This is a genomic window from Paenibacillus sp. GCM10023250, assembly GCF_042653205.1.
In the GTDB taxonomy this organism is placed as follows: domain Bacteria; phylum Bacillota; class Bacilli; order Paenibacillales; family Paenibacillaceae; genus Paenibacillus_Z.
In genome coordinates this window covers 25,695-37,782 of the sequence record NZ_JBHSHY010000033.1, presented here as the reverse complement: position 1 = coordinate 37,782, position 12,088 = coordinate 25,695, and the positions used below count along the sequence as shown (strand labels likewise).

13 protein-coding genes are annotated in these 12,088 nt (G+C 62.3%); 12 read left to right on the top strand and 1 reads right to left on the bottom strand.

What is annotated here, in order from left to right:
• The first annotated feature begins 3 nt into the window (after positions 1 to 3).
• The 10 genes from def (at position 4) to spoVM (ending at position 9,307) form a co-directional block, all read left to right on the top strand.
• Positions 4 to 489: a peptide deformylase gene (def, locus tag ACFPB1_RS20950; protein WP_379228043.1), complete on the top strand. Its 486-nt coding sequence runs from the start codon at positions 4 to 6 to the stop codon at positions 487 to 489.
• A gap of 4 nt (positions 490 to 493) precedes the next feature.
• Complete coding sequence (gene fmt / locus ACFPB1_RS20945) at positions 494 to 1,441, top strand: methionyl-tRNA formyltransferase (protein WP_379228042.1); 948 nt, start codon at positions 494 to 496, stop codon at positions 1,439 to 1,441.
• Positions 1,438 to 3,012, top strand: a complete 1,575-nt coding sequence (gene rsmB / locus ACFPB1_RS20940) for a 16S rRNA (cytosine(967)-C(5))-methyltransferase RsmB (protein ID WP_379228041.1) — start codon at positions 1,438 to 1,440, stop codon at positions 3,010 to 3,012. Before fmt ends, rsmB begins: the two co-directional genes overlap by 4 nt.
• Before the next feature lie 129 nt (positions 3,013 to 3,141).
• The gene (gene rlmN / locus ACFPB1_RS20935) at positions 3,142 to 4,188 is read left to right on the top strand and encodes a 23S rRNA (adenine(2503)-C(2))-methyltransferase RlmN (protein WP_379228040.1); all 1,047 of its coding nucleotides are present in this window, start codon (positions 3,142 to 3,144) and stop codon (positions 4,186 to 4,188) included.
• Between the two features lie 6 nt (positions 4,189 to 4,194).
• Positions 4,195 to 4,950, top strand: a complete 756-nt coding sequence (locus tag ACFPB1_RS20930) for a Stp1/IreP family PP2C-type Ser/Thr phosphatase (protein ID WP_379228039.1) — start codon at positions 4,195 to 4,197, stop codon at positions 4,948 to 4,950.
• Between the two features lie 5 nt (positions 4,951 to 4,955).
• Positions 4,956 to 7,151, top strand: coding sequence for a Stk1 family PASTA domain-containing Ser/Thr kinase (pknB, locus tag ACFPB1_RS20925; RefSeq protein ID WP_379228037.1), 2,196 nt, complete (start codon positions 4,956 to 4,958; stop codon positions 7,149 to 7,151).
• On the top strand, positions 7,135 to 8,067 hold the full coding sequence (rsgA, locus tag ACFPB1_RS20920) for a ribosome small subunit-dependent GTPase A (RefSeq protein WP_379228036.1): 933 nt from the start codon (positions 7,135 to 7,137) through the stop codon (positions 8,065 to 8,067). Before pknB ends, rsgA begins: the two co-directional genes overlap by 17 nt.
• Position 8,068: 1 nt before the next feature.
• Positions 8,069 to 8,716, top strand: coding sequence for a ribulose-phosphate 3-epimerase (rpe, locus tag ACFPB1_RS20915; RefSeq protein ID WP_379228035.1), 648 nt, complete (start codon positions 8,069 to 8,071; stop codon positions 8,714 to 8,716).
• A gap of 11 nt (positions 8,717 to 8,727) precedes the next feature.
• Complete coding sequence (locus ACFPB1_RS20910) at positions 8,728 to 8,997, top strand: hypothetical protein (protein WP_379228034.1); 270 nt, start codon at positions 8,728 to 8,730, stop codon at positions 8,995 to 8,997.
• 229 nt (positions 8,998 to 9,226) lie between these two features.
• Positions 9,227 to 9,307 (top strand): stage V sporulation protein SpoVM, encoded by an 81-nt coding sequence (spoVM, locus tag ACFPB1_RS20905; protein ID WP_040711006.1) that lies wholly within the window; start codon positions 9,227 to 9,229, stop codon positions 9,305 to 9,307.
• Between the two features lie 145 nt (positions 9,308 to 9,452).
• On the opposite strand, the gene rpmB is transcribed toward spoVM, so the two are convergent.
• Positions 9,453 to 9,641 carry a 50S ribosomal protein L28 gene (rpmB, locus tag ACFPB1_RS20900; RefSeq protein WP_090635816.1) on the bottom strand — a complete coding sequence of 63 codons (189 nt, stop codon included), beginning with the start codon at positions 9,639 to 9,641 and terminating at the stop codon, positions 9,453 to 9,455.
• A 220-nt stretch (positions 9,642 to 9,861) separates the two neighbouring features.
• Between rpmB and ACFPB1_RS20895 the strand changes: the two genes are divergently transcribed.
• The gene (locus ACFPB1_RS20895; RefSeq protein ID WP_379228033.1) at positions 9,862 to 10,221 is read left to right on the top strand and encodes an Asp23/Gls24 family envelope stress response protein; all 360 of its coding nucleotides are present in this window, start codon (positions 9,862 to 9,864) and stop codon (positions 10,219 to 10,221) included.
• A 16-nt stretch (positions 10,222 to 10,237) separates the two neighbouring features.
• A complete protein-coding gene (locus ACFPB1_RS20890; RefSeq protein ID WP_379228032.1) occupies positions 10,238 to 12,082 on the top strand; it encodes a DAK2 domain-containing protein in 1,845 nt (614 codons plus the stop codon).
• Positions 12,083 to 12,088 lie beyond the last annotated feature (6 nt).

Here is a 12,088-nt window from a genome sequence, read left to right as displayed (position 1 = left end):
GGTATGGCAATTCGATTAATCGTTCAGGATCCGGACCCGGTGCTCCGCGAACGCGCGGCCGTGGTCACGAAGTTCAATTCCAATTTGCATAAGCTTCTGAACGACATGGCGGAAACGATGTACGACGCGGAAGGCGTCGGCCTGGCCGCGCCGCAGGTGGGCATCTCCAAGCGCGTCATCGTCGTGGACGTCGGGGACGATCACGGGCTGATCGAGGTGGTCAATCCCGAAATCGTGGAGCGCTCCGGCGAACAGATCGGACCGGAAGGCTGCCTCAGCATCGCCAACCTGAACGGCGAGGTCCGGCGCGCCCAGCACATCAAGCTGAAGGGCTTCGACCGCAACGGCGCGCCGATCGAGCTCGAAGCGAGCGATTTTTTGGCGCGGGCGTTCCAGCACGAAGTCGATCATTTGAACGGGGTGCTGTTCACCGACATCGCGGACTCGGTGTACGACGTCAGCAAGCGGCCCCGCCCGGACGGAGAGTGACCGCATGCGCATCGTGTTCATGGGCACGCCGGAGTTCGCCGTACCTTCCCTGGAAGCCATCCTGGATGCTGGCCATACGGTCGAACTGGTCATCACCCAGCCCGACCGCCCGAAGGGCCGCAAAAAAACGCTGACGCCGCCTCCGGTCAAGGAAGCGGCGCTTCTGCGCGGGCTGCCGGTCGAGCAGCCGGAGCGGCTGCGCGGCTCGGAGACGGCGGCGCGCATCGCCGCGCTGCAGCCGGATCTGATCGTTACGGCCGCGTACGGGCAGATCCTGCCGAAGGCGGTGCTGGACGTGCCGCGGCTCGGCTGCATCAACGTGCACGGCTCCCTGCTGCCGCGCTATCGCGGAGGCGCGCCGATCCAACGCGCGATCATTAATGGGGAGACGAAGACCGGCGTGACGATCATGTACATGGCCGAGGGGCTCGATACCGGCGACATGATCAGCGTCGTCGAGGTGCCGATCGCGGAGACGGACACGTCGGGCAGCCTATTCGAGAAGCTGACCGCCGCCGGCGCGAAGCTGCTGGCCGAGACGCTGCCGGCCCTCGAAACGGGCACGGCGAAGGCCGTCCCGCAAAATCACGACGAGGCGACGTACGCCCCGAACCTGACGCGCGACGACGAGCGCATCGACTGGAGCCGTCCTGCGCGCGCCATCTATGACCAAGTGCGCGGCTTGTCGCCAATGGCCGGCGGCTTCACGGTATGGAACGGCGAACCGTTCAAGGTATGGGGCTGCGAGCCGGTGGCCCGCGGTACCGGTTCGGCGGCGCCTGGCACGGTGGTGGCCGCGGACGAGCGGGGCATCGCTGTGCAGACGGGCGAAGGCGCGCTGCTGCTGACCCTCATTCAGCCCGCCGGCAAAAAAGCGATGCCCGCTTCCGAGTGGCTGAAGGGCGCTCGGCTCGCGCCGGGCACGGTCTTCGGCGCGGAGGCCGAAGCGTGAGCGGGGCCGGCGGCGGCAAGCGTCCGGCGTCCGGCGGCCAGGCCCGCGGCGGCGGAGCGGCGTCCGGCGGCGGCAAGCCGAGGCCGAAGCCGCGCGTTCATGCCGGCGGCGCGCGTCCGGCGGCCGGGGACGGACAGCGCCCGGGCGGCAAACCCGGGGGACCGGCCAAGTCCGGCCGGAGGCCGGTGCCGCGGCCCAAGACAGCGCGCGAGGTCGCGTTGGATACGCTGGTGCAGGTCATGGAGGCCGGCGCTTACAGCAACCTGCAGCTGAACCGTGCGCTGCAGGCTGCCGAGCTGTCCCGGGCCGACGCGGCGCTCGTGACCGAGCTCGTGTACGGCACGATCCAGAACCTGCGGATGCTCGACGACAGGCTGGACGCCTTGGTAGTGAAGGGACTGGGGAAGTTGGCGCCCTGGGTGCTCGCGCTGCTCCGGATGAGCGCGTACCAGCTGCTGCTGCTCGACCGCATTCCGCCGCACGCGGCCGTCAACGAAGCGGTCGTCATCGCGAAGCGGCGCGGCCATGCCGGCATCTCCGGCATGGTGAACGGCGTGCTCCGCAACATGGAGCGCAGGCTGGACGAGCTCAAGCGGCCGTCCGCGCTGACGAATCCAGTTCGCCGGATCGGCATCGACCATTCCTATCCCGATTGGCTCGTGAAGCGCTGGATCGACCGCTACGGCGAGGAAACCGCGGAGCGGATCTGCGCGGCCGGCAACGAACGGCCGCATAACAGCGCGCGGATCAACGCGCTCAAGCTGTCGCGGGAGCGGGCGGTCGCGCTGCTGGCCGAACACGGCGCCGAAGCGGCGCCGTCCGCGCTCGCGGCCGAAGGCGTCGTTGCCGCTGGCGGCGGCAATCTGGCGCAGTCCGACGGCTACCGCGACGGCTGGCTGACGCCGCAGGACGAAAGCTCGATGCTCGTGGCGGCCGTCTGCGCACCGGGGCCTGGCATGCGCGTGCTGGACTGCTGCGCGGCGCCGGGCGGCAAGACGACGCATCTCGCGGAGCTGATGGAAGACCGCGGCGAAGTCGTCGCGAACGACGTCCACCCGCACAAACAGCGGCTGATCGACGAGCATGCCGAGCGGCTGGGGCTCGCATCCGTGCGGACGGTCGTCGGCGACGCGGCGACGCTCTCGGAGCGGTTCGCGCCCGGCAGCTTCGATCTCGTGCTGCTGGACGCGCCATGCTCCGGCTTCGGCGTCGTCCGCCGCAAGCCGGAGATCAAATGGACGAAGACCGAATCGGACGTCGCGGCAATCGCGGAGCTGCAAGCGCGGCTGCTGGCCGAAGCGGCGAAGCTGGTCCGCCCCGGCGGCACGCTCGTCTACAGCACCTGCACGATCGAGACGGACGAGAACGAGACGCAGGTACTGAAATTTCTGGAGGCGCACGAAGGGTATAAACTGGATGCCGAGTGGCCTTCACGCGTGCTCCAGCCGCTCCGGGCGAACGGGATCGTCGGCGACGATTTCGAAGGCATGGTCCAGCTGCTGCCGCAGCATTTCGGCAGCGACGGCTTTTTCATCGCCCGGATGAAACGCGATCCGGACAGCTCCGCATAACCGTCTTGCCCATACGCCCCTAACAGCGCGCAAGTGGCCTGTTATGGGCGTTTATGGTACTATTAACGTGGCGGTCCGCATCCATGGGGCGCCAGCCAACATTTCACGAAAGAAATAGGTGTAAACCCGATGAAACCGTTCATCTACGATTATACGCTGGAGCAGCTGCAAGATTGGATGAAGGAGAACGGCGAGCCCGCGTTTCGCGGCGCCCAGCTGTTCGAATGGCTGTACGTCAAGCGCGTGAAGAGCTTCGACGAGATGAGCAACCTGTCCAAGCCGCTCCGGCAAAAGCTTGAAGACCATTTCGCGTTTGTGACGCTGAACGAAATCACCCGCTTCGAGTCGAAGGACGGCACGGTGAAGTTTCTGTTCGGCCTGCACGACAACCACGCGATCGAAACGGTCATCATGCGTCATAACTACGGCAACAGCATTTGCGTGACCACGCAGGTCGGCTGCCGGATCGGCTGCACGTTCTGCGCCTCGACGCTGGGCGGTTTGAAGCGCAATCTGACCGCGGGCGAGATCGTCGCGCAGGTCGTCGTCGCGCAGCAGATGCTCGATGCGACGAACGAGCGCGTGTCCAGCATCGTCATCATGGGCTCCGGCGAGCCGTTCGAAAACTATGACGCGACGATGACGTTCCTTCGCCTCATGATCCACGAGAAGGGACTTAACATCGGCCAGCGCCACATCACGGTATCGACGAGCGGCATCGTGCCGAGCATGTACAAGTTCGCCGAGGAGAACACCCAGATCAACCTGGCCATTTCCATCCACGCGCCGAACGACAAGCTGCGTTCCAAGCTGATGCCGGTCAACCGCCGGTTTCCGTTCGAAGAGGTCATGGAAGCGTGCCGCAACTACATCGCGAAGACGGGACGGCGCATCACGTTCGAATACGCGCTGATCGGCGGCGTCAACGACCAGAGCGAGCACGCGGAAGAACTGGCGCAGGTGCTGAAGGGCATGCTCTGCCACGTCAACCTGATTCCGGTCAACCACGTGCCGGAGCGCGATTACGTGCGCACCCCCCGCGAACAAATATTCGAATTTCACCGGATCCTGGAGAAGAACAAAATCAATGCCACCATCCGCAGAGAACAGGGACACGACATTGCAGCGGCTTGCGGACAATTGCGCGCGAAACATATGGAGTCTACGGCGGGGTGATGAGGCTTGAAAACGGTTTTGCGAAGTGATATCGGAAGAATTCGGCTCGTGAACGAAGACCGGGTCTGGTCGGAGGAACTGGAGCCCGGTCTCGTCGCCGCCATCTTGGCCGACGGCATGGGCGGGCACCAGGCAGGAGAAGTGGCAAGCCAGCTTGCCGTCGATACGCTGCGCGAAGCACTGCGAGGCACGACGGCGAACCTGACCTTGGAGGAGCGCAAGACGCTCATCGGCCAAGCGATTCTGCAAGCCAACGAAGTCGTGTTCGACGCGGCATCCAACAATGAACAATATTATAATATGGGCACGACGGTCGTCGCGGTGCTGCTGTCCGCGGACCATGCCGTCATCGGCCACATCGGGGACAGCCGCGCCTATCAATGGCGGGAAGGCAAGCTGACGCAGCTGACGGAAGACCATACGCTCGTGAACGAACTGGTCAAATCCGGGCAAATCACGCCCGAGGAAGCCGAGAAGCATCCGCGGCGCAACGTGCTGACGCGGGCGCTCGGTACGGACGAACAAGTGGAAGTCGACGTCAACAGCATATCCTGGTTGAAGAACGATCTGCTGCTGCTGTGCAGCGACGGGCTGTCCGACATGGTCGGCACGGCCGTGATCGCCGAAACGCTGGAACAGAACGGACTGGACCTGGATCAAAAGGCGGACAGGCTCATACAGCTTGCGCTGCAAGCCGGCGGGGACGACAACATCACCGTCGTGCTGCTGCATCATGCCGAAGACACAGAGCTTGAGGGGTGATCGACATGATAGGACATGAGCTGGGCGGAAGATACGAAATCATATCGCGTATCGGCGGCGGCGGCATGGCGCTTGTCTATAAGGCGCTTGACGTGCTGCTGAACCGCAACGTGGCGGTCAAAGTGCTTCGCCAGCAATACGTGCACGACGAAGAATTCATCCGGCGGTTCAGACGGGAAGCGCAGTCCGCCGCGGCGCTCTCGCATCCCAACGTCGTGAGCATTTACGACGTGGGGCAGGAGGACGACACGCACTACATCGTCATGGAATACGTCGAAGGCAACAATTTAAACGAAATCATCAAGGAACGCGCGCCGCTTCAGGCCGAAGAAGCGGTCAAGATCGCGATCCAGATTTGCGATGCCTTGGAGCACGCGCACCATAACCAAATCATCCATCGCGATATTAAACCTCATAATATTCTTATCGGCAAAAACGGCCGCGTGAAGGTCACGGATTTCGGCATCGCGCGGGCGGTCACGTCGTCGACGATCACGCAAACGGGCTCCATGGTCGGGTCGGTGCATTATTTCTCGCCCGAGCACGCCAAGGGCAGCGCGACCGGCGAGAAGTCGGACCTGTATTCACTCGGCATCGTGCTGTACCAGATGCTGACGGGCAAGCTGCCTTTCCTCGGCGAAAGCCCGATCAGCGTCGCGCTGAAGCATTTGCAGGAAAATTTCGAGGAACCGCGCGAGCTGAATCCGTACATACCGCAAAGCGTGGAGAACGTGATTCTGAAGGCGATGCGCAAAAACCCGAACGAGCGTTACCATTCGGCGACGGAGATGCTGGCCGACCTCGAAACCTGCCTGCAGCCCGGGCGGCTGCGGGAGCCGAAGATCGAGTTCGACAATCCGGACTTCGACGAGACCCGTGTCATGCCCGCGATCCGCGGGAACATCACGGATACGCTCGCTGCATCATCGGCCGCCGCGAGAGCGGACAGGACATCGCCGTACGGCGCCACTGACCGGGGACGTCCGACCGCGGAGCGAACGGCCGCGGCGTCCGCCGCGCGGCCGGGCGAACCGGGCGATGTAGAGGAAGACCGTTGGAATGCCGAAGGTCTCGAAGAGAAGAAACGCGGACGGCGCTGGGTGAAGCCCGTCGTGACGGTCGCGTCGACACTGGTCGTGATCGCCCTCGTCTACTGGGGCGCCATGACCGTACTCGGCTGGTTCGATATCGAGGAGGTCGACGTGCCGTATGTCGTCAACATGAACGAAACCGACGCCCGGATGACGCTCGAGAAGGCAGGTCTGAAGGTCGAGGAACCGTCGATCTACACGAGCAAGGAAGGCGTCCCCAAGGACATCGTGTACGAGCAGTCCAAGCCGAAGCAGCGCGTGAAGGTCGGCTCGTTCATAAAGCTGTACGTCAGCACCGGCCCGAAGCTGGAGGCGGCCGATAATTACGTCGGCAAGTCCTATGACGACGCGGTGGCGGCGCTCGTCGCGCTCGGCCTCGACCAGGAGAAGCAAATTTCCAAGAAAGAGACGTTCAGCGACGAAGCGCCGGGAACGATCCTGGAGCAGACGCCGCCGGCGGGCGAGCAGTTCGATCCGAAGAACGCGGCGTTCTCGTTCACGGTCAGCCAGGGCAAGGAGACGCTGAAGATGCCGAACGTGATCGGCAAGAAGGAAAGCGAAGCCATCGCCCAGCTCCGTTCCTTGGGGCTCGTCGTGAACGATTCCGATATCGTCCGGGAGCCGAGCTATAAGCCGAAGGGCGAAGTGACCGCGCAATATCCGTACGATCCCGACGCGCAGGTGACGAAAGGATCGGCGATCACGCTGACGGTCAGCTCCGGCCTGCCGGACGACGCGCTCGAATATACGTTCAACATCGTCATTTCTCCGGCGCAAGCGGGCAAGACGAGCGAGATCCGCATCGTCTATTCCGATGCCACGGGGCAAAACATCGAATGGGGCAAACGGAAGATCAAGAATATAGAGACGTTCCCCGTGAAGGTCGTGCTCGACCCGAACACGGAGGCACAGGTGCAAATCTACCGGGACGGCCAATTTACGGATACGTTCACGCGGACGTACGACGACGTCAAATCGGGCGCCGACGCGCCGCCGGAAACGGTGCCGGGCATGGACCCGCCGCCGGCCGACCTGCCGGCCAACACCGAGGAGAGTCCGACGAATGGCAGCACAAACACGGATGGAGCCGACAATGAAACCGAGCACTAAGGGAACCAAGACCGGCAGAATCGTCAAAGCGCTCAGCGGTTACTATTACGTGCGTCCGGAAGGCGCGGAGCCAGGCGAGGCGAACGTGCAATGCCGGGCGCGCGGCATCTTCAAGAAACGGGGCGAATCGCCGCTCGTCGGCGACGTCGTCGATTTCGAAGAGACGGAGAACGGCGAGGGCGCCGTCAATGCCATTGGGCCGCGAAGCTCGGAGCTGATCCGTCCGCCGGTGGCGAACGTGGACCTGGCCGTGCTCGTCTTCTCCGTCACGGAGCCTGCGCTGAACCTGCAGCTCCTCGACAAATTTCTGGCGCATATCGAGCATGCCGGCATCGAGGCCGTACTATGCTTAAGTAAAGAGGATTTGGCCGAGGACGGCGCGGAAACGGAAGAGGCGCGGCGCGCGATGCGCGAGGTACAGCGGATCTACGAGCCGATCGGCTACGAGGTGCTCGTCACTAGCTCGAAGCGCGGCGCGGGGACGGCAGCGCTCAAGGAACGGCTGCAGGGGCATTTGGCGGTGTTCGCCGGCCAGTCCGGCGTCGGCAAATCGTCGCTCTTGAACGCCCTCGTGCCGGGCCTGACGCTGGAAACGAATGAAATCAGCAACCGGCTCGGCCGGGGCAAGCATACGACGCGGCACGTCGAGCTGATCGACATCGGCGGCGGCTTCGTGGCGGATACGCCGGGGTTCAGCCAATTGGACTTCGAGGAGCTCGGCATCGAGGAGCTCGGCAGCTGCTTCCGCGAAATGCGCGAACGGGCGTCCGCTTGCAAGTTCCGCGGCTGCACCCACATCCATGAACCGGAATGCGCGGTGCTGCAGGCGGTGGAAGACGGCGAAATCGCGCCGAGCCGCCATGCCAACTACGCGCTGTTCATGGCGGAGATGAAAGAGAAAAAGCGGAGGTACTGACATGTCCATCATCATCGCACCATCGATTTTGTCCGCCGATTTCGCGGCGCTCGGAGAAGAGATCAAAGACGTGGACCGTGCCGGCGCGGATTGGATCCATATCGACGTCATGGACGGCCATTTCGTGCCGACCCTCACGTTCGGACCGCAAATCATTCAAGCCGTTCGGCCGGCGTCGAAGCTCGTATACGACGTCCATCTGATGATCGAACGGCCGGAGCTGCATATCCCGAATTACGTCGCCGCGGGCGCGGACCGCATCACGGTCCATGCCGAGGCTTGCGTGCACCTGCACCGCGTGGTGCATCAAATCAAGGAAGCCGGCCTCCCGGCGGGCGTGGCGCTTAATCCCGCGACGCCGGTCAGCGCGCTCGAGAACGTGCTGGACGATATCGACATGATCCTGCTGATGACCGTCAATCCGGGCTTCGGCGGCCAGAAATTCATCCCGCAGTCGCTGCAGAAGATTCGCCAAACGCGCACGCTGCTGGCGGAGCGGGGCCGCGAAGGCATGCTGATTCAGGTCGATGGCGGCATCAACGCCGAGACGGCGCCGCTCGTGCGCGAGGCCGGCGCCGACGTGTTCGTCGCGGGCAGCGCCGTATTCACCGAACGCGACCGGGCGGCGGCGATCGCCGCGCTGCGTTAAGGGGCGCGCGGATGGGCGGGCGCTTGAAGAAAGGGCTGCTGCTGCTTCTGTACGGCCTCGGCTGCGGCCTGATGCTGTGCTTATTCACGATCATCAAGGGCATGGCGAACCTGGTGTTCTCCCTGCTCGCGGTCGTAATCGCGATCCATTATTTCAAGAACTTCGCGTCGATCCGTTCGCGGGTCGCGTTCGTTGCGCTGGCGATCGTAAGCTTCCTGCTCTTCGTGTTCATCTACGCGGTGATCACGGCGATGCGAAGCGGCGTGCCCGGCGCGGCATAGAGAGAGGCCGGCGGAGTCCGCCAAGCCCAGGTTTGGAATAGGACAGTCTCGGGACGCATAGGATGGTTACATGAACGAACGTCGTTCTTGTAGCCTTTTTTTATGGACGAAAGGCGCGGAACCGTGACGGATGTTAAAGACGGCCCGTGCTTCAACGATCGGAGACCGCTTCCGGCACTTTGGGGCGAACGGGTTTTCTGCCTGCAATAACTCTTAGGAGGGGTGGAGCATGAAATTCTATACGATCAAGCTGCCGAAGTTCTTGGGTGGTTTTGTGAAGGCCATCTTAAACACGTTTCAGAAGAGCTAGCAGCGGCTGCCCCTGAAGCGGACGATCGGCGTGCGAAATCCGGAGCGCGGAAGGCTTCGCGTGCATCGTCGCGCCTTCCGCGCTTTGACATGCAAAAAAGCACCTGATGTTGAATCAGGTGCTTTTTGTCCATGGCTTCATGCCGTTATACGCGAGTGACTTTGCCGGATTTCAGCGCCTTGGTGCTGACGTAAACGCGCTTCGGCTTGCCGTTAACAAGAATCCTTACCTTCTGAACGTTAACGCCCCAAGAGCGGCGGGTTTTGTTGTTAGCGTGCGATACGTTGTTGCCTACACCAGGACCTTTGCCCGTAATGAAACATTTGCGAGACATGGAATACACCTCCCCTTGACAATCACTGCAAACAAACAGACTTCAATATAATAGCATATGTCCGGGCTTTCTACAAGCATTGTCAACGCGCAATATCGACATCTACGGCTTAAAAAAGGATGAAAACGGTCGAGAATGGGGGGCTGGACTTCAAAATCGTTCAAATTTATAGTACAATGTGCATTAGTCCATAATAACAACGGTGAAGGAGTGGTCTTCCATGCCTCTGCAGCTTCAATCCGAACTCGGAAGCGTTCATATATCCGATCATGTGATTTCCGTCCTTGCCGGGTCCGCGGCCATGGACTGTTATGGGCTGGTAGGCATGGCTTCAAGAAAGCAGCTGAAGGACGGCATCGCCGAGCTGCTGGGTCGAGATAATCTGTCGCGCGGTGTCGAAGTCCACCGAGAGAACGAATACTTGCACATCGATTTGTACATCATCGTGAGCTACGGGACAAAAATTTCCGAGGTCGCACATAATATTCAGTCAAAAGTGAAGTATGTGATGAACGAGGTTGTCGGCGTAAAAGTCGACGTCGTCAATATTTTTGTCCAAGGCGTACGGGTATCTCGGTAGGAAGGGGTAATCACGCTTGATCAAACGCTTTATTAACGGCTCGGATTTCGCGAGAATGGTCCTGAGCGGAGCGGACAATTTACAACGAAACGAATCGCGCATCAACGCGCTGAACGTATTCCCGGTTCCGGACGGAGATACGGGATCCAATATGAATTTGACGATGAGCTCCGGAAAGCGCGAGCTGCAGAAGAACCCGAGCAACGCAGTGGGCAAAGTTGCGGAAGCGCTTTCTAAAGGGCTGCTGATGGGCGCCCGGGGCAATTCCGGCGTTATCCTGTCGCAGCTGTTCCGCGGTTTCTCCAAGAGCATCGCGAACCAGGAGCAGATCGACGCGCAGCAGTTCGCCGCGGCGCTGCAGCACGGGGTCGACATGGCGTATAAAGCCGTCGTGAAGCCGGTGGAAGGCACCATCCTCACGGTGGCGAAAGACACGGCCAAGCATGCCGTCGCCTTCGCCAAGCGCAACAACGACGTGGCGCAGCTGGTGCAGGAGGTCGTGACGCGCGCGAACGAGTCGCTCGCGCGGACTCCGGAGCTGCTGCCGGTGCTGAAGCAGGTCGGCGTCGTCGATTCCGGCGGCCAAGGACTCGTCTGCATCTACGAAGGCTTCCTGAGCTGTCTGACGGAAGAGAACGGCATGCCCGGCGAGGCCGCGGTCGGCGCGGAAGCCGCCGCGCCATTGGCGCTTCCGCGCCGGGAAGTCCCTAAGCCGCCGGCTCAGCCGGTGCCTGCGCCGTCCCGGCCATTGAGCGCGCAGTCCAAGCTGGAAACGGAGCAGATCGAGTTTCTGTACGACATGGAGTTCTTCATCAACCGCAAGCAGGCGGGACGGACGGGACTGCGCTTCGACGAGGCGCTGTTTAAGGGAATGCTGTCCCGGGACGGCGACAGCATCCTCGTCATCGTGGACGACGAGATCATCAAGGTCCACGTGCATACGCGCAAGCCGGGCGACGTGCTGAACTTCGCGCTGCCGTACGGCGAGCTGACGGAGATTCACATCTTGAACATGCGCGAGCAGCATCGGGATTTGCTGCACGAGCAAGAGAGCGCGGCGATTGCCGGCGGCGTATCCGCACCGGCGGCCGGCGTGCTGCCGGAAACGGCGGTCGTCGAAGAGGCCGCTCTCGGGCTCGCCGTCTCCGAAGTGCTGACGGGCACGCCGGCGGACGCCATCCCGGCGGAGCAGGCGCATGAGCTCGCGCCGTTCGGTCTTGTCGCCGTGGCGATGGGGGACGGCATCCGCGCGATCTTCCTGGATAATAACGTCGACGTCGTTCTGTCCGGCGGACAGACGATGAATCCGTCGACGGAGGATTTCGTCAACGCCATCGAATCGCTGCCGGCGGAGCATATTTTCCTGCTGCCGAACAACAGCAATATCATTCTGGCGGCCCAGCAGGCCGCGGAACTGAGCGGGCGCAACGTCACGGTGATCGGCTCGAAGAACATCCCGCAAGGGCTGGCCGCGGTCCTGGCGTTCCGGGAGGAGCAGCCGGCGGAAATGAACGCGCAGGCGATGAGCGAAGCAGTGCTGCAGGTGCGGTCCGGCCAAGTGACGAACGCGGTGCGCGACACGTCAATCGACGGCATCTCGATTCACGAAGGCGATTATATCGGGATCATGGAGAAGACGATCGTAACCGCCTCCGCGAGCCTGCAGGAAACGTGCCGGGAGCTGCTGGCGCGGATGCTCGAAGACGGCGGCGAGCTGGTCACGGTACTGACGGGTGAGCAGGCGGAGCCGGCGGAGACGGCCGAATTGACGGCATGGGCGAAAGAAACGTTCCCGGATGCGGAGTTCGAGGTGCATACGGGCGGCCAGCCGCTCTATCCATATTTAATCGCGGTCGAATAGAGGGGG